The organism is Campylobacter sp. CFSAN093226 (genome assembly GCF_012897595.1).
GTDB classification, from domain to species: domain Bacteria; phylum Campylobacterota; class Campylobacteria; order Campylobacterales; family Campylobacteraceae; genus Campylobacter_D; species Campylobacter_D jejuni.
Genome location: NZ_CP040608.1, coordinates 821,628 through 840,835, shown reverse-complemented (window position 1 = coordinate 840,835; position 19,208 = coordinate 821,628). Strand labels below are relative to the sequence as shown.

Annotated in this window: 13 protein-coding genes and 2 tRNA genes; 12 read left to right on the top strand and 3 right to left on the bottom strand. The window is 30.0% G+C overall.

Going from position 1 to position 19,208, the window contains the following annotated elements:
- Positions 1–32: 32 nt before the first annotated feature.
- From pheS to abc-f, 10 genes are all read left to right on the top strand, one after another.
- A complete protein-coding gene (gene pheS, locus FBF02_RS04360) occupies positions 33–1,025 on the top strand; it encodes a phenylalanine--tRNA ligase subunit alpha (protein ID WP_002852567.1) in 993 nt (330 codons plus the stop codon).
- Entirely contained in the window at positions 1,022–3,343 is a 2,322-nt protein-coding gene (gene pheT, locus FBF02_RS04355) for a phenylalanine--tRNA ligase subunit beta (RefSeq protein WP_002915726.1), read from the top strand. Before pheS ends, pheT begins: the two co-directional genes overlap by 4 nt.
- Positions 3,340–4,626: a 3-phosphoshikimate 1-carboxyvinyltransferase gene (gene aroA / locus FBF02_RS04350; RefSeq protein ID WP_002852577.1), complete on the top strand. Its 1,287-nt coding sequence runs from the start codon at positions 3,340–3,342 to the stop codon at positions 4,624–4,626. Before pheT ends, aroA begins: the two co-directional genes overlap by 4 nt.
- Positions 4,616–5,449 carry a 4-hydroxy-3-methylbut-2-enyl diphosphate reductase gene (locus tag FBF02_RS04345; RefSeq protein ID WP_002852585.1) on the top strand — a complete coding sequence of 278 codons (834 nt, stop codon included), beginning with the start codon at positions 4,616–4,618 and terminating at the stop codon, positions 5,447–5,449. The genes aroA and FBF02_RS04345 overlap by 11 nt, the downstream gene beginning before the upstream one ends.
- Positions 5,450–5,580: 131 nt before the next feature.
- Positions 5,581–7,251 carry a 30S ribosomal protein S1 gene (locus tag FBF02_RS04340; RefSeq protein WP_002852520.1) on the top strand — a complete coding sequence of 557 codons (1,671 nt, stop codon included), beginning with the start codon at positions 5,581–5,583 and terminating at the stop codon, positions 7,249–7,251.
- Positions 7,251–7,739 (top strand): hypothetical protein, encoded by a 489-nt coding sequence (locus FBF02_RS04335; protein WP_002852423.1) that lies wholly within the window; start codon positions 7,251–7,253, stop codon positions 7,737–7,739. Before FBF02_RS04340 ends, FBF02_RS04335 begins: the two co-directional genes overlap by 1 nt.
- Entirely contained in the window at positions 7,736–9,319 is a 1,584-nt protein-coding gene (serA, locus tag FBF02_RS04330; protein ID WP_002852643.1) for a phosphoglycerate dehydrogenase, read from the top strand. Before FBF02_RS04335 ends, serA begins: the two co-directional genes overlap by 4 nt.
- Positions 9,306–9,968, top strand: coding sequence for a response regulator transcription factor (locus FBF02_RS04325; RefSeq protein ID WP_002860529.1), 663 nt, complete (start codon positions 9,306–9,308; stop codon positions 9,966–9,968). Before serA ends, FBF02_RS04325 begins: the two co-directional genes overlap by 14 nt.
- A complete protein-coding gene (locus tag FBF02_RS04320; RefSeq protein WP_002852536.1) occupies positions 9,962–11,251 on the top strand; it encodes a HAMP domain-containing sensor histidine kinase in 1,290 nt (429 codons plus the stop codon). Before FBF02_RS04325 ends, FBF02_RS04320 begins: the two co-directional genes overlap by 7 nt.
- 3 nt (positions 11,252–11,254) lie before the next feature.
- Positions 11,255–13,186: a ribosomal protection-like ABC-F family protein gene (gene abc-f, locus FBF02_RS04315; protein WP_002852425.1), complete on the top strand. Its 1,932-nt coding sequence runs from the start codon at positions 11,255–11,257 to the stop codon at positions 13,184–13,186.
- A 30-nt stretch (positions 13,187–13,216) separates the two neighbouring features.
- On the opposite strand, the gene FBF02_RS04310 is transcribed toward abc-f, so the two are convergent.
- Positions 13,217–13,291, bottom strand: a tRNA-Gly gene (locus FBF02_RS04310).
- A gap of 10 nt (positions 13,292–13,301) precedes the next feature.
- Positions 13,302–13,388: transfer RNA gene (locus FBF02_RS04305), tRNA-Leu, on the bottom strand.
- Positions 13,389–13,568: 180 nt separating this feature from the next.
- Here FBF02_RS04305 and flgL point away from each other — a divergent pair.
- Both flgL and FBF02_RS04295 read left to right on the top strand, forming a co-directional pair.
- A complete protein-coding gene (gene flgL, locus FBF02_RS04300; RefSeq protein WP_002852538.1) occupies positions 13,569–15,821 on the top strand; it encodes a flagellar hook-associated protein FlgL in 2,253 nt (750 codons plus the stop codon).
- 109 nt (positions 15,822–15,930) lie between these two features.
- A complete protein-coding gene (locus FBF02_RS04295; protein ID WP_002858762.1) occupies positions 15,931–18,771 on the top strand; it encodes a DNA translocase FtsK in 2,841 nt (946 codons plus the stop codon).
- A gap of 85 nt (positions 18,772–18,856) precedes the next feature.
- Here FBF02_RS04295 and rpsO read toward each other — a convergent pair whose 3' ends face one another.
- A complete protein-coding gene (gene rpsO, locus FBF02_RS04290) occupies positions 18,857–19,129 on the bottom strand; it encodes a 30S ribosomal protein S15 (protein WP_002852579.1) in 273 nt (90 codons plus the stop codon).
- Between the last annotated feature and the right edge of the window lie 79 nt (positions 19,130–19,208).

Below are 19,208 nucleotides of genomic sequence, written 5' to 3'. Positions count from 1 at the left end.
GAACTTGAAATATTTTATTTAAGGTAAGAAAATTGCAAAATTTTATAGAACAGATTCAAAAATGTGAGAATTTAAATGATTTGGAAGCCATTAGGATTTCCGTTCTTGGAAAAAAAGGTATTTTAACAGAAGGCTTTACAAAGCTTAAAGAGTTAGAAGATGAGGCGAAAAAAGAATTTGCTGCTAAATTAAATGCACAAAAAGAAATATTTAATGAGGCTTATTTAGCCAAATTTAAAGATTTGGAAAATCTTGCTTTAGAAGAAAGAATGAAACAAGATGCTTTAAATTTTAACTATTTTGATGAAAGTATTACAACAGGTGCCTTGCATCCTGTTATGAGCACCATGGATAAAATCATAGAATATTTTATAGCTTTGAATTTTAGCATAGAAAAAGGGCCTTTAATAGAAGATGACTTTCATAATTTTGAAGCGTTAAATTTACCTAAATCTCACCCCGCAAGAGATATGCAAGATACCTTTTATTTTGATGATAAAAGGCTTTTAAGAACACAAACTTCGCCAGTGCAAATACGGACAATGCTTGCACAAAAACCTCCTATTAGGATGATAGCCCCTGGTGCTGTATTTAGAAGAGATTTTGATATTACGCATACTCCTATGTTTCATCAAGTTGAAGGCCTTGTGGTGGAAGAAGGGCAAAAGGTTAGCTTTGCAAATTTAAAAAGTGTATTGGAAGATTTTTTGCGTTATATGTTTGGAGATGTGAAAGTTCGTTTTCGTCCAAGTTTTTTCCCATTTACAGAACCTTCTGCTGAAGTTGATATTTCTTGTGTATTTTGCAAAGGAAAGGGTTGTAGAGTTTGCAAACATACAGGTTGGCTTGAAGTTTTAGGATGTGGAATAGTTGATCCTAATGTTTATAATTTTGTTGGTTATGAAAATGTAAGTGGTTATGCTTTTGGATTGGGAGTAGAACGTTTTGCAATGCTTTTGCATCAAATTCCAGATTTAAGATCTTTATTTGAAGGTGATTTGAGATTATTGGAGCAGTTTAGATGATAATTACTAAAAGTTGGTTGAATGATTGGTTAGAACTTGAAGAAATAAGTTCAGATAAAATAGCTAAAACTTTAAACTCTATAGGTATAGAAGTTGATAGGGTTGGCGCTTTAAAGGCTCCAGATAAAGTTGTTGTAGGCTATGTTAAGGAAAAAATTAAACATGAAAATTCAGATAAATTAAGCATTTGTCAAGTTGATATCGGAAGTGAAACCTTGCAAATTGTCTGCGGTGCTGCGAATGTTGATGCAGGACAATTTGTAGCTGTTGCAACTAAAGGTGCTATCATGTCAAACGGTATGGAAATAAAAGAAGCAAAATTGCGAGGAGTGGATTCTTGTGGTATGCTTTGTTCTAGTTTAGAACTGGGTTTTGAAAAAATCAATGAAGGAATTATGCTTTTAGATGAGAGTATAGGGAAATTAGAACTTGGGAGACCTTTAAATACTTATGAAATTTTTAATGATGAGCTAATAGAAGTGGAACTTACTCCTAATAGGGGTGATTGTTTAAGTATTTATGGTATAGCTCGTGATTTAGCCGCAGCTTTAAATTTAAATTTAAAAGAACCAAAACCATTTAAAGAAAGTGAAAATGTTTTAGGTATCGGTAGAATTTTGCGCTTAGCAGCTGAGAAAGAACTTAATGGACTTTATAATTATCGAGCCATAGGGCTAAAAGAAGAAATTCAAACAAATTTATTGCTTAGTTTAAGACTTGCTCAAATTGAAGGTTTGGGAAAAAATTCCATAGAAAATTTATTAAATTATGCAACGCATTCAACTGGTGTTCTTTTTAATGCTTATGATTTAAGTAGTTTTTCTGAAAAAGATGAAGAATTTACCATTAATTTAAGCAAGCAAGTGCATGGAGAAACAAAAGTATCTTACAAAGATAAACTTTTAAGCTTTAGCGGAATTTTCCAAAATAATGAAAGTAGATGTAAAGATGATTCTAAAATAATTATTATTGAGGCTAATTATACCGATCCATTGGTAATTGCAGATGCTAAAATATATCATAAAGATCAAGATGAAAAAATGCTTTATAGAAGTTTTAGGGGAAGTGAACCTAAATTAAATTTAGGAATGGATTTTTTGCTTGGTATTTTTGAGCAGATTCCAAATCTTGTTATTTATAGTTCTTCTCAACAAATTTTAACTGACAAAGAATTACCAATCATACCAATAAGTATTGAAGGTATTAGCGATATAATAGGACAAAATGTTGATAAAGATGAAGTATTAAAAATATTAAAGAAATTAGGTTTTGAGCTCATACTTTCAGGTGAAGGGCTTATAAATGTTAAAGCACCTTTACATCGTCCTGATATTAAAAATTTATCAGATATTTGCGAGGAAGTTGTAAGAATTATAGGTATTGATAATATTGCTTCCAAGGGTTTAGAATTTATAGAAAAAAATCGTTTAAATTCTGCATATAAAAATTATATTGAGTTTTTAAATTTAAGAAAAAGAGCAGTAGCTAGTGGTTATTTTGAAAGCTTACATTATGTTTTGGATAATGGAGAAGAACTTAAAAGATTAGGTTTTGACTCTGTTAAATTAAAACTAATCAATCCAATTACAGCAGAACTTAATACTTTAAGAACAACCCTTTTAAATCATTTGTTAAATGCAGCAAGTTTAAATGCAAAAAATTCTAAAAAAATTATTAAACTTTTTGAATTAGGGGCTGTTTTCAATGTTAATAATCAAGAATTAAATCGTATTGCATTTATCCATTCTGGCTTAAAAGAAGAAGCTAAAATTTCCAACAAGGCCAAACCTGAATCGGTGCAATTTTATGATTTTCTTTTAGATATTAAAAATATTATAGGTGATTTTAAACTAAAATCATCAAAATATAATATTTTAAGCCCTTATGAACAAGCAGATATTTATCTATCGGATATTAAAGTAGGTTTTATAGGCCGTTTGCATTTAAAAATAGAAAATGAGAGAGATTTACCAAAAACATATATTTGCGAACTTGATTTAGATTTAATCAGGCAAGATTTTAAAATAGCTAAGCCTTACTCCAAATTCCCAGCTATCACTAGAGATCTTAGCGTGTTAATACCTAAAGGTTTTGAATACAATCAGATTAAAAATTGTATCGAAGAATTGAATTTAGAAATACTTGAAAATTTTCGTTTAGTTGATATTTATAGTGATGAAAACCTTAAAGAATTTTATAGCATTACTATAAGTTTTTCTTTTAGGGATATAAATAAAACTCTAGAAGATAATCAAGTGAATGAATGTATGGATAAAATTTTAAATACTCTTAAAAATTTGGGTCTTGATTTAAGATGAAAATTTACAAATTGCAAACCCCTGTAAATGCTATACTTGAAAATATAGCAGCAGATAAAAGCATATCTCATCGTTTTGCTATATTTTCGCTTTTAACACAAGAAGAAAATAAGGCTCAAAATTATCTCTTAGCTCAAGATACTTTAAACACTCTTGAAATTATAAAAAATCTTGGAGCTAAAATTGAACAAAAAGATTCTTGCGTCAAAATTATACCCCCTAAAGAAATTTTATCTCCAAATTGTATTTTAGACTGTGGAAATTCAGGAACTGCTATGCGTTTGATGATAGGATTTTTAGCAGGAATTTCTGGTTTTTTTGTTTTAAGTGGAGATAAGTATTTAAACAATCGTCCTATGAGAAGGATAAGCAAACCACTTACTCAAATAGGCGCTAGAATTTATGGAAGAAATGAGGCAAATTTAGCTCCACTTTGTATAGAAGGTCAAAAATTAAAAGCTTTTAATTTTAAAAGCGAAATTTCTTCGGCTCAAGTTAAAACAGCTATGATTTTATCTGCTTTTAGGGCTGATAATGTATGCACTTTTAGTGAAATTTCTCTTAGTCGAAATCATAGTGAAAACATGCTAAAGGCTATGAAAGCTCCAATAAGGGTTAGTAATGATGGCTTAAGTCTTGAAATAAATCCTTTAAAAAAACCTTTAAAAGCTCAAAATATAATCATTCCTAATGATCCTTCTTCGGCTTTTTATTTTGTTTTAGCAGCTATTATTTTACCTAAATCTCAAATTATTTTAAAAAATATTTTGCTTAATCCTACTCGTATAGAGGCGTATAAAATTTTGCAAAAAATGGGTGCCAAACTTGAAATGACAATAACTCAAAATGATTTTGAAACTATTGGTGAGATCAGGGTGGAGTCTAGCAAGCTTAATGGCATAGAAGTTAAAGATAATATCGCTTGGTTAATAGATGAAGCGCCTGCTTTGGCTATAGCTTTTGCTTTGGCTAAGGGTAAATCTAGTTTAATAAATGCTAAAGAATTACGCGTTAAAGAAAGCGATAGGATTGCTGTGATGGTTGAAAATCTAAAGCTTTGTGGTGTTGAAGCTAGAGAACTTGATGATGGTTTTGAAATAGAAGGTGGATGCGAACTAAAATCTTCAAAAATTAAAAGCTATGGAGATCACCGTATTGCTATGAGTTTTGCTATTTTAGGTTTGCTTTGTGGAATCGAGATTGATGATAGTGATTGTATAAAAACTTCTTTTCCAAATTTTATAGAGATTTTATCAAATTTAGGAGCTAGGATTGATTATTGAATTAGCAAAAAACTATGGTTTTTGTTTTGGTGTTAAAAGAGCTATTAAAAAAGCAGAACAAATAAAAGATGCTGCAACTATAGGCCCTCTTATTCACAATAACGAAGAAATTTCTCGTTTGCAAAAAAATTTTAATGTCAAAACTTTGGAAAATATACAAGCTTTAAGTAATGAAAAAAAGGCTATTATAAGAACTCATGGTATTACAAAGCAAGATTTAGAAGAATTGAGAAAAAAAGATATAGAAATTTTTGATGCCACTTGTCCTTTTGTTACAAAACCACAACAAATTTGCGAGCAAATGAGTAAGGAGGGTTATGAAGTTGTTATTTTTGGAGATGAAAATCATCCCGAAGTTAAAGGAGTCAAAAGTTATGTAAGTACAAAAGCTTATGTAGTTTTGGATAAAAAAGAACTTCAAAATATAAAACTTCCTAATAAAATAGCTGTAGTAAGCCAAACAACTAAGAAGCCTGAGCATTTTATGGAGATAGTAAATTTTTTAATACTTAAAACCAAAGAAGTAAGAGTTTTTAACACTATATGTGATGCAACCTTTAAAAATCAAGATGCCATTAAAGAACTCTCGCTTAAAAGTGATGTTATGGTTGTTGTAGGGGGTAAAAACTCAGCCAATACAAAACAACTTTTTTTGATTGCAAAAACCAATTGTGAAGATAGCTATCTAATTGAAACCGAAGAAGAGTTAAAAAAAGAATGGTTTTTAGATAAAAAACATTGTGGCATTAGTGCAGGTGCTAGTACTCCTGATTGGATTATACAAAAAGTTATCGCCAAAATAGAAAATTTTAGAATTAATTAAAAAATGTTTTTAAATAGAATAAAAAAGTCAAAAATTTAAAAAAAATTAACAAAAATAAAAAAACTTAACACTAATTAAAGAAAAATAAGGTAAAATCAATCAATTTCTAAAAATTATTTTAAAGGACCATAATGAGCGAGGTGAACAAAAAAGTTCAAGACGGCGTAGATGATTATCTTGAGGAAGAAGATTTTGGACAGCTTTTAGAAGCTTTTGATAAATCAAGAGAAGAGGCTACAACAGAGGGTGTGATTGTAGAGATCAAAAATGATGAAGTTTATGTAGATATAGGTAAAAAATCTGAAGGTATTTTAGCTCTTAGCGAAATACAAGGTGACAATTCTAAGCTATTGTTTAATGTAGGTGATAGTATTAAAGTTGCTGTTATGGGTTCTCGTGGTGGCAGATCTTTACTTTCTCATAAAAAAGCTTTGAGAAAAGAAAAAGTTATTGAATTTATTAAAAACTATCAAGAAAATCAAGATGATATTTTTACCGTAAAAGTAGTTGGAAAAAATAAAGGCGGATTGATAGTTGTTGATGAAAATGATGTTGAATTTTTCTTACCAAAATCTCAATATGGCTTTAAAGAAACAAATAATATTATAGGCAAAACGTTTAAAGTTAAAATTATTAAAATCGACAAAGATGAGCAAAGTATCATTGTTTCTCGTAAAAAAACTTTAGATGATGAGAGAAGAAAACGAAAAGAATTGATCAATAATGTAGCACAACAAGAAGATTTAATTGAAGGTATTGTAAAAAAAATTACCACTTATGGTATGTTTGTAGATGTAGGAGGTGTTGATGGCCTTGTTCATTACAGCGAAATTTCTTACAAAGGACCTGTAAACCCTGGAACACTTTATAAAGAGGGCGATAAAGTTCCAGTTAAAGTAATAAAGTATGATAAAGAACGCAAACATTTATCCTTATCTATAAAAGCGGCTTTACCTGATCCATGGAGCGAGATAAAAGATACTCTTGATATAGGTGATACCATTAAAGTAATAGTATCAAATATAGAGCCTTATGGTGCTTTTGTGGATTTAGGAAATGATATAGAAGGATTTTTACATATCAGTGAAATTTCTTGGGATAAAAATATTAAAAATCCAAAAGATTATATCAATAAAGGTCAAGAAATTGATGTTGAAGTAATTGAAATCAATCCAAATGAAAGACGCTTAAGGGTTTCTTTAAGAAATTTACTTTCTAGACCTTTTGATGAATTTATGAAATCTTACAAAATTGCAGATGTGGTTGAAGGAGAAATTACCTCAGTAACTTCTTTTGGTGCATTTGTTAAACTTGGTGGTATTGAAGGTTTATTGCATAATGAAGATGCTTCTTGGGATAGAAACGATAAATGCAAAGACAAATTCTCTCAAGGGGATAAAATCAAGGTAAAAATTATCAAAATAGATGAAGAAAACCAAAAAATATCATTAAGTACAAAAGAATTAAGCAGTTCTCCAGTGCAAGAATATGCTAAAATTCATAAAGTCGGCGATATTGTAAAAGGTGCTATCCGTGATATTAAAGATTTTGGTGTTTTTGTAGAGCTAAGTAAAAATGTTGATGCTTTAATTCATAAAGAAGATATAAGCACTTCTATGCTTGAAAATTTAAAAATTGGCGACGATATTGAAGCTGCTATAGTTTTTATTGATGAAAAGAAAAATAGAATTCGCCTAAGTGTTAAAAATCTTGTTAGAATAAAAGAAAGAGAAGTTCTTAATGAAATCAATAATGATGATAAAGTAACTTTAGGTGATATCATTAAAGATCAGCTAGCTTAATGAAAAAATACATTACAATAAGCATTTTGAGTATTTTATTACTCATTTTGCTTGCTGTTGTTTTTACATTGCTTTGGCAATTTAAAGCTAATGTAAATTTCATTCCACAATTTGCTAAAGATACAAATACGCAGCCAAGCATTCAAACCCAAAATCAAGATCTTTCATGGCAAGAAGAATTAGCAAAATGGCCTACAAGAGATTTTACCCCAGCAGCAGAAAAATTTACCTTATATTTTGATGCGGATACTAGCGAGCTTAAGGAGAAAAATAAATATTATCAACTTATAGTTGGAAAATATGATATTTATTCTATGTTTTGCTTAAGACAGACTTTAAATTCTTTTAATGTGAAGTATTTTCTTCTTAAATCTGGCCATAGTCCAGAAATCTTTTTGGATACAGGCAATGAAAAACTTATAGATGATATTATCAAAGAATTAAAAAAATATAAAATAAATACAGAAGTAAAGGAAATTTGGTTATGAAAAAAAAGATTATAGTGTGTGATGCTATTTTGGATAAAGGTGTCGATATTCTAAGAAAAGCTGAAGATATTGAGCTTATAGAAGCTGCAAAATTTCCAAAAGATGAACTTATGCAAATGCTAAGCGATATTGAAGTTGCAATTACTAGAAGTTCTACGGATGTAGATGTAAATTTTTTAAATCATGCCAAAAAATTAAAAGCGCTTGTGCGTGCCGGGGTGGGCGTAGATAATGTTGATATTCCAGAGTGTTCTAAACGAGGAGTGATTGTGATGAATGTCCCAACTGCAAATACTATTGCCGCAGTTGAACTAACAATGGCACATCTTTTAACATCAGCTAGAAGCTTTGTCAATGCTCATAATTTTTTAAAAATTGAAAGAAAATGGGAAAGAGAAAAATGGTATGGCATTGAATTGATGAATAAAACGCTAGGGGTTATAGGTTTTGGAAATATAGGTTCAAGAGTAGCTATCCGTGCTAAAGCATTTGGTATGAAAATTTTAGCCTATGATCCGTATATTTCTGCTTCTAAGATTACAGATTTAGATATGGAACAAGCAAAAAATTTGGATGAAATTTTAGAAAAAAGTGATTTTATTACCATTCACACACCAAAAACCAAAGAAACCAATGGTATGATAGGAAAGCAAGAAATTGCAAAAATGAAAGATGGAATAAGATTAATAAATTGTGCTCGTGGAGGATTGTACACAGAAGAGGCTTTATATGAAGGTTTAAAAAGTGGTAAAATAGCTTGGCTTGGTATAGATGTGTTCGATAAAGAACCCGCGACTAATCATCCTCTTTTAGACTTTGAAAATATTTCAGTTACTTCTCACCTAGGAGCAAATACTTTAGAAAGTCAAGACAATATCGCAAGAGAAGCTTGTGAGCAAGCATTAAGCGCAGCACGAGGCGTGGCTTATCCTAATGCCTTAAATTTACCAATTAAAACTGAAGATTTACCACCTTTTGTAGCTCCTTATATAGAACTTGTTTCTAAAATGGCTTTTTTAGCTGTTCAAATTGATAAAAATCCTATAAAAAGTATTAAATTAGAGGCTGAAGGAATTATTGGTGAGTATGCAAATTCTATGCTAACTTTTGCAGCTGTTGGTGCTTTGGGTGGAATTTTAGGAGAGAAAATTAATTATGTTAATGCAGAATTTGTTGCCAAAGAAAAAGGAGTTGAATTATCTTGCGAAACTCTTCCAAATAGTGGTTATAATAATAAACTTAGCGTTAAAATTATCACCGAAAATTCAAATATCAGTGTTTCAGGAACAGTGTTTAATGAAAATGAACAACGCATAGTTGGATTAAATGGCTTTAAAACTGATTTTAAGCCAAAGGGAAAAATGATTATTTTTAAAAACAAAGACATACCAGGAGTTATAGCTAAAATCAGTTCCGTTTTGGCAGCTAAAAATATCAATATAGCTGATTTTAGGCTTGGTAGAGATGGTTTTGGGTATGCTTTGGCTGTTGTTTTGATTGATGAAAAAGTTCAAAAAGAAGTATTAGATGAACTAAAACAATTAGAGGCGTGTGTATTTGTCCAATATGTTGAAATTTAAAATTTTAATTATAGAAGATGATATAGATTTAAACGAACTGCTTGTTTTAAAGTTAAAATCTAGTGGTTATGAAGTTATATCTTTAGCGGATTTTTTTGGAGTTGAAGATTTGCTCGATAATGAGCAAATTGATCTTTTAATAGTCGATAGAAATTTGCCCAGTGGAGATTCTTTAGAAAAAATTCAAGATTTAAGAGAGCAAGGATATAAAGAAGCAGTTATTTTTCTTACAGCCAAGGCTTTACATCAAGATTTACTCGAAGGCTTTGAAAGTGGTTGTGATGATTATGTTTGTAAACCTTTTGATTTCAATGAGCTTTTGCTTCGCATTAAAGCAATTTTAAAACGCCATAAAAAAGAAGAAGAAAAACTATCTTTTGGTGATTTTATTTTAGATTTGGTTAGTTATGAATTCTTTTACAAAAATCAAAAATTAGAAATCTCAAATCTTGACTATGAGCTTTTAAAATGTTTTTTTGAAAATCCAAATACCTTGCTTACTAGACAATTTTTAAGCGAAAGTGTTTGGAAAGATGATACTACAAGTGATAAAACAATCAATATAGCTCTAACAAGACTTAGAAATAAATTTCCAAAACTAAAAGATCATATTATAAGTGTTAGGGGTATTGGCTATAAATTATGCTAAAAACTAAAAATATTTTTATAGTTTTTTTTGTTGTATTGGCTTTGATTTTTGGGTTTATTTTTTATACTTTTACTAATTCTTATCTTAATTTCTTGCTTATAAAACAATATGAACAAAAAATCAAAAGCCTTGATGATGTTTTAAAATTTTCTCTCTTAGAGCATTTAAATGATGCTAATATCAAGGATTTTGCTAAAGATACTAGGGCTGATTTTATTATCCTAAACAATGATATGAAAATAAGTTCTGTAAAAAATCCTGATTTTTTTTCTAATCTTAAAGAAGGAGAAATTTTAAATTTCAATTCAAAAAAAATTCTCACTAAAAGCTTTATTTACAAAGGATATAAATATATTATTATTGTTTATCCTCGTTTTTTAGATTTAGAACTTTTTTGGACAAAAATGGCAATCGGTTTTGGAGTATGCTTGCTGTTTGTTTTTATTTTAATGTTGTTGTTAGGTAGAAGAATAGAGAAAAATTTTAATAAAATTTTGGATTTTTTGGATTCTATAGGGGATCATAAAGTTGTTATATTAGAAAAAGGAATCTTTAAAGAATTTAATTTACTAAATGAGAAACTTTTAAAAACTAAGGATAAAATTCTAAAGAATACCCAAAAAAATAAAAAACAAAGCGATAAAATCACTTTAAAAAATACTCAGCTTGCTAGCGTGATTTCTGCTATTTCTCATGAGCTTAAAAATCCATTAAGCGTGATTGATCTTAGCTTAGAGATGCTAAAAGATGAGAAATTGGAAGATAAAAAATTAAAAAAGGAATTACTAGAAAAAATTTCACGTCAAAGCGTTAAACTTAATGCTTTAACCCATAAGCTTAATTTTGTTTTTAATCTTAATAGTGAAGCCTTGCAGATGCAAGAATTCGATCTTTTTTCTCTATGTGAAAAAATCACTAAAAACCCAGGCTTTGAAAGAGTTGCATTGCAAGGTAAAAGCACGAAAGTTAAGGCTGATGAATTTTTAATCGAGCAAGTGATTATAAATTTGCTTTCTAATGCTTTAAAATATAGTCAAAAAAAAGTCATTTTAACGGCAAGAGATCAAAAGATAATAGTGCAAGATTTTGGAAAAGGCATAGAAGAAGATAAAATAAAATTGATTACAAAAAAATTTTATAAAATTGATGTAAAAAGTGATAATTCTTTTGGTTTGGGACTTTTTTTAGTAAAGAAAATTTTAAATATACATAAAAGTTATCTTGAAATTTCTAGCACTTTAGGTTATGGTTCTAGTTTTAGCTTTAAACTCAGTCAAGGATAAAAAATGGCTCTTATAGATTTAATTGAAGCTTCAAAAAAATTTGGAGACAAAATAGTTTTAAATGAAGTAAATTTTAGCGCAAACGAGGGAGAAAAGATTGCTATTATAGGCAAAAATGGAGAAGGAAAATCTACTTTTTTAAAAACGCTTTTAGGCGCACTTCCTTTAGATAGCGGTAGAATAATAAGACAAAATGGAAAAAGCATAGCCATGCTTTCACAAACCGTTGATTTTAATGCAAATTTAAGCGTAAAAGAAGCCATCAAGCAAGAGCTTGTAGAAATTTACAATACCTTAGAAGAATATGAAATACTGCATAAAAAATTAGAAGAAGATCCTAGTAATAAAGATTATCTTCAAAAAATAGATACGCTTATGACTTTGATTGATAGTAAAGATGCTTGGAGTATAGAATCTAAAATAATACGCGTTTTAAAAGAATTTAGTTTACTTGAGTATGAAAATCGCATTATATCTACTTTAAGTGGTGGAGAAATACGCCGCGTTGGGCTTTGCATACTTTTACTAAAAAATCCTGATATTTTATTGCTTGATGAACCAACTAATCATTTAGATGTATATATGACAAGCTTTTTGGAAGAATTGCTAAAAAATTCAAAGATGTGTGTGATTTTTATTTCCCATGATAGATATTTTATTGACGCTATAGCACACAAGTGTGTAGAAGTAGAGCAGGGTAAGCTTAGTATTTTTAAAGGCGGATATGCAAACTATTTAGAGAAAAAAACACAAATTTTGCAAAGCCTTGCTAAGAGCCATGAAACTCTTTTAAAGCAATTAAAAAGCGAAGAAGAATGGCTTAGAAGAGGGGTTAAAGCAAGACTTAAAAGAAATGAAGGACGAAAAGAACGCATTTTTAAAATGCGTGAAGAAGCGAAAAAAAATCCTGGGGCAATCAAACGCTTAAAACTTGAAATTTCAAGAGCGGCTTTAAATTTTAATGGAGAAAAAACGATCAATCGTAAAAAAATGCTTTTTGAGCTTAAAAATATAAGCAAAAATATAAACAATAAAAATCTTTTTAAAGATTTTTCAACGCGTATTTTACAAGGTGAACGCATAGCTATCGTAGGAAGAAATGGTTGTGGAAAATCAACATTGTTAAAAATTCTTCTAGGGCAAATAAAACAAGATAGCGGTGAAATAAAACGCGGAGAGCTTAAGATAGGATATTTTGATCAGGCTAGAAGCTTGGTAAATTCTGATAAAAGCTTGCTTGAAATTTTTTGTCCCAATGGTGGAGATAGGGTTGAAGTTCGTGGTAAAAATATGCATGTTTATGGATATTTGAAAAATTTTCTATTTCCTAAGGAATTTTTAGATAAAAGCGTGGCTCTTTTAAGCGGCGGAGAGAAAAATCGCGTTGCTTTAGCCTTGCTTTTTGCTAAAGAATATGATGTTTTGATTTTAGATGAGCCAACTAATGATCTTGATATAGCTACGATTAATATATTAGAAGAATACTTACTTAGTTTTGAAGGGGCTATTTTGCTAGTATCACACGATAGATATTTTGTTGATAAAATCGCAACAAAACTTTATGCTTTTGAGGGAAATGGATATATAAATATTTTACACACTCTTTATACTGAATATCTTGAAAATGAAAAAGAAATTGAAGAATTGGATAATTTTGCTTTAGAGCTTCAAACCCAAGAGCAAAATAATAACCAAAAAGAAAAAAGCTCCAAAAAATTGAGCTACAAAGAAAATGAGATATTAAAAAACCATCCTGAAAAAATAGATTTTTTAGAGCAAAAGATAGCTAAATTAAATCAAGATTTATCCGATCCAAATGTATATCAAGAAATAGGTATTAACAAGCTTTATCAAGAGCTTGAAGTAATGCAAAAAGAACTTGAAATTCTAGAAAATGAGTATTTTTTAGTATTAGAGAAAAGCGAGAATTTATAATTAAAGAGATTTTATATTTTTTTTACTCTATGGAGCGGGAAACGAGATTCGAACTCGCGACCCCAACCTTGGCAAGGTTGTGCTCTACCCCTGAGCTATTCCCGCAAAAAATAAGTGGTGCCCGAGGTCGGACTCGAACCGACACAAGGTTGCCCTTACCAGATTTTGAGTCTGGCGCGTCTACCAGTTTCACCACTCGGGCTCATTTTTAAGATTTAAAGCTAAAATTATACTTTTTTAGGCTAAAAAATACTTTAAAAATAAAAAGTATTTTCAAAAAGACAATATAAAATTATATAATTTAAATTTTTGGAACAGTTATTGCTTTTGTTTATTAGCAATGTTTGAAAAGATTTTAACTTTAATACTTTAGAGGAAAAAAATGAGAATTACAAATAAACTTAACTTCACAAATAGTGTGAATAATTCTATGGGCGGTCAAAGTGCTTTATATCAGATATCTCAACAACTTGCTTCAGGTTTGAAAATACAAAATTCATATGAAGATGCAAGCACTTATATAGATAATACGCGTCTTGAATATGAAATTAAAACGTTAGAACAAGTAAAAGAATCAACAAGTAGAGCTCAAGAAATGACTCAAAATAGTATGAAAGCTTTACAAGATATGGTTAAACTTCTTGAAGATTTTAAAGTTAAAGTAACCCAAGCTGCAAGCGATAGCAATTCTCAAACCTCAAGAGAAGCTATAGCAAAAGAACTAGAACGTATAAAAGAAAGCATAGTTCAGCTTGCAAATACCAGTGTTAATGGTCAGTATCTTTTTGCGGGTTCTCAAGTTGCAAACAAACCTTTTGATTCTAATGGAAATTATTATGGAGATAAAAATAATATTAATGTAGTAACTGGAGCTGGAACTGAAAGCCCATACAATATACCAGGTTGGGATTTATTTTTTAAAGCAGATGGAGACTATAAAAAACAAATAAGCACTAATGTTAGTTTTACAGATAATCGTTGGGATTTAAATAAAGACCCTGATAAAACTAAATATCTCACAGGAGATTCTAAATGGCAACAACTTATCGGACAAAGTTATGTAAAAGATAATAGCTTAGATGCTGACAAAGACTTTGAGTATGATGATAGCAAACTAGATTTTCCTCCAACAACTCTTTATGTTCAAGGTACAAGACCCGATGGAACAAGTTTTAAAAGTGCTGTACTCGTCAAACCCGAAGATACTTTAGAAGATGTAATGGAAAATATTGGAGCTCTTTATGGTAATACTCCAAATAATAAAGTAGTAGAAGTAAGTATGAATGATAGTGGTCAAATTCAAATTACAGATCTAAAGCAAGGTAATAATAAACTCGATTTTCATGCTGTAGCTTTCACACCACAAGCTGATGATAAAACTGAATTAAATAATATTATCCAAGCAGCACAGGATGAAGGCATTACAATGGAAGATGTTACAAACAGGGTTATGACTGCTGCACTAGGAAATCCCAATAATGGAGATATTACAAATTTAAATAATCCTGTAACCATTCAAATTAACGGACAAAACTTTGAAATTGATTTAAAACAAACTGATTTTATCAAAAGTAAAATGACAGATACAGATGGAAATGCTGCTAATGGAGCTGATTACGATAATGTGTATTTTGAAAAAAATGGCAATACTGTTTATGGTAATGTTTCTCAAGTTATCAAAGGAAGCAATGCTTATGCCACTGATTCAACCAAACTTAGCGAGGTAATGGCAGGAGATAGCCTAAATGGTACTACTTTAAATTTAAAAGTCAATTCCAAAGGTGGAAATTCTTACGATGTTACTATAAATTTACAAACTTCAACTGTAAGCTATCCTGATCCTAATAATCCAGGTCAAACCATAAGCTTTCCTATTATGCATACTAATCCTGCAACTGGAAATAGTGGGGTTGTTACAGGATCAAATGATATTACTTATGGTCAAATTAATGATATTATAGGTATGTTTGCTGCAGATAAAATTCCTACAACAACCATACAAGCCAATAATGGTCAAATTAATAATGCAGATTATACCCAAATACAACAACTCATGAAAGATTCACAAGCTACTGTTGATGTAAGTATGGATTATAAAGGTCGTATTAGTGTTACTGATAAACTTTCATCAGGAACCAATATAGAAATTTCTCTTAGTGATTCTCAAAGTGGCCAATTTCCAGCACCTCCTTTTACCACAACTTCTACTGTACAAAATGGTCCAAATTTTAGTTTTAGCGCGAATAATTCTTTAACTATAGATGAGCCAAATGTGGATATTATTAAAGATTTAGATTCAATGATTGATGCTGTTTTAAAAGGCAATATGAGAGCAGACTCCGAAAGTGAAAACCCTAGAAATACAGGTATGCAAGGAGCTTTAGAAAGACTTGATCATTTAGCAGATCATGTTAGCAAGCTTAATACAACTATGGGAGCATATCATAATACTATCGAAGGTGTTAATACACGCACATCATTTTTAAGCGTTAATGTCCAAAGTATAAAATCAAATGTGATTGATGTAGATTATGGTGAGGCAATGATGAATTTAATGCAAGTTCAACTTGCATATCAAGCTTCTCTTAAAGCTAGTACAACAATTTCTCAACTTAGCTTATTAAATTATATGTAAAATTTTTTATGGTATAATTTGGCTTTGATTTTATTTTCAAGGAAAGAATATTAAAAAAGAAGCCATTTTTACCAGCTCCACGCTTGTTATTTTTTATCTTTGTCTTTGTATGCTAGCACCTGGCATGGGAGAATGGGTTTACAAGGCTAATTTATTTTTATTTGGAGAATTTGCGTATTATTATCCTTTTTTCTTATTTATTTTAAATTATGTTTATTATAAAAGAAATTACAAATTAGCTAATTTTACAAGAAGAGAGCTTTTTGGTATAGGATTTGCCTTTTTCTCGAGTTTGCTTTTATTTGCAGTTTTTTATCCTAATTCAGGCTATATACTAGAGCTTGCTTATGCGATTTTTTCTACTATTTTGGGGCATACTGGGAGCGGAATTTTCGCTCTTTTACTTCTACTATTTTCTTTGGTTTTATTGTTTCCAAAATTTGCAAAAGAAATTTTAAAAATAGAATTAGATTTTACTTATTTATTAAAAGTAGAGCAAGCTTTTAAATCTTTACTTATGCGTGTATTTGGTGGAGAAAACGAGAAAGAAGATGTAGGTAAATCAGAACCTATAGTTCCAAAATTAAATATTTTGCAAGATAGTATTTATGGAAATTTACAAATAAACAAAAAAGGGGAAACCAATAACTTAGAACAGATAATTAAAGATAGCAATATCAATGCAAGTAAAAATTCAATTACCACGGCCAAGGAAAATTTTGAAAAACTAAAAAATCAAATTTTAGATGAAACCATAGAGATTGATAAACAAAGTTTAAAAGAATCAAGAAGTTTTGTTCATGAGCATTCTCAACAAGTGCGAAATTTCGCACAAAAGGCTAGTAAAATGAGCATTAGTCTTGATGAAGATTTTAATTTTATTTCAGAAGAAGAGGTAGATATGATTCCTGAACGTTTTTTAAAACCTAAAAAACTTGAAGATATAAAGCAAATAGATACAAATAAAAATTTAGATGAGCCAAGTTATAAACGTAAAAATATTGAAATTCCAGTTTCTAATCAAGAAGTTAAACCAAAAATTTTTACAAAAGAGCTTGAACTTAGAGAGAATTTGATAAAAAAAGAAAAACTAGAACAAGAATACAAAGCCTATCAAAATGAAATTTTAGAAAATAAAGTAAAACAAGAAATTAAAAAATTAGAAGAATATGATGCGATAAATTCAAGCGATATTATAGAAGGGAATAAATATAGTTTTAATAGCCCAAAAACAATTAAAACAGAAACAGAAGAATCAGACAAAATAAATGAAAATAAAAATCTAGATAAAGCAGACAATATCTTTGAATTTGCTCCCATTGTAGAAGAGTTAAATCATCCTTATATAGAACCTACTCCTATAAAAAATATAAATGAAATAGTTATAGAAGAAAAAAATACACTCGATTTTATCCAAAATACAGAAACTAAAATCGATAATGAAAAAACAAATGATCAAGAAATTAAACTTCAAAAAGCAGTTTTAGCCAAAGAAATTGCTATTAACCAAGCTTTATTGCGTGAAATAGAGCAGGGCGAAATAGAAAAACCAAAAGATTTCACCTTGCCGCCATTAGATTTTTTAGCTAATCCAAAAGAACACAAACAAGAAATCAATGAAAGTGAAATAGATAAAAAAATTTATAATCTTCTTGAAAAATTGCGTCGTTTTAAAATAGGCGGCGATGTTATAAGCACTTATGTTGGTCCTGTGGTAACTACTTTTGAATTTCGTCCTAGTGCAGATGTGAAAGTAAGTCGTATTTTAAATTTACAAGATGATTTAACTATGGCTTTAATGGCAAAATCAATCCGTATTCAAGCTCCAATACCAGGAAAAGATGTTGTAGGTATAGAAGTTCCAAATGATGAAATTCAAACCATTTATTTAAGAGAAATTTTACAAAGTGAAGTTTTTAAAAACGCTAAAAGTCCTTTAACCATAGCTTTAGGTAAAGATATAGTAGGCAATGCTTTTGTAACCGATCTTAAAAAACTTCCGCATTTACTCATCGCAGGAACGACAGGTAGTGGTAAAAGTGTGGGGATAAATTCTATGCTTTTAAGTCTTTTATATCGCAACTCTCCAAAAACCTTGCGTTTGATGATGATAGATCCTAAGATGCTTGAATTTAGCATTTATAATGACATTCCTCATCTTTTAACTCCTGTTATCACAGATCCAAAAAAAGCAGTCAATGCGCTTTCAAATATGGTAGCTGAAATGGAAAGACGCTATCGCTTAATGGCTGATGCAAAAACCAAAAATATAGAAAATTACAATGAAAAAATGAAAGAATTAGGCGGAGAAGAACTTCCTTTTATTGTAGTAATTATCGATGAACTTGCTGATTTGATGATGACTGCGGGTAAAGATGTAGAATTTTATATAGGAAGACTTGCGCAAATGGCAAGAGCAAGTGGAATCCACTTGATTGTAGCTACACAACGACCTTCTGTTGATGTTGTAACAGGACTAATTAAAGCGAATTTACCAAGTAGAATTTCTTATAAAGTAGGGCAAAAAATTGACTCTAAAGTTATTTTAGATGCTATGGGTGCTGAAAGTTTACTTGGAAGAGGGGATTGTTTATTTACTCCTCCTGGAACAAGCTCTATAGTGCGTTTGCATGCGCCTTTTGCAAGCGAATTTGAAATAGAAAAAATCGTGGATTTTCTAAAGGATCAACAAAGCGTAGAATATGATGAAAGCTTTTTAAAGGATCAGCAAAGCGTAGGTGTTACAACAAATGAAAGCTTTGATGGGGAAGCAGATGAGCTTTATGAAGAAGCTAAAAGAGTAATCTTAGAAGATGGAAAAACAAGCATTTCTTATTTACAACGCCGTTTAAAAATCGGCTATAACCGCTCTGCAAATATTATTGAACAACTTACGCAAAACGGGATTTTAAGCGAACCTGATGCCAAAGGACAAAGGGAAATCTTGTAAGATTTTTCTTGTGTTTTTGATATATAAAACTGATTACAAAAGAAGAAATTTAAAAGGCAAAAGCCCCGTAAAAAGGGCTTAAAAATTATTTATCTCTAAGATTTAATTCAGTAATTAACTTACTATAAGAATTATAATCTTTTCTTTTAAGATAAGATAAAAGTCTTTTTCTTTGACCTACAAGTTTTAAAAGTCCTAATCTTGATGAAAAGTCTTTTTTGTAGATTTTTAAATGTTCTGTAAGTTCTGCAATTCTTGCAGTTAAAAGAGCTACTTGAACTTCTGTTGAACCAGTATCACCTGGTTTTTTAGCGAATTTCGCAACTATTTCTGCTTTTTTGGCCGAATCCAAAGCCATGATAGACCTCCTGATTGGTAAAATAATAAAATTAAAGAACTGTAATTTTATCTTAAAAAGCAAAAAATAAACTGAATTT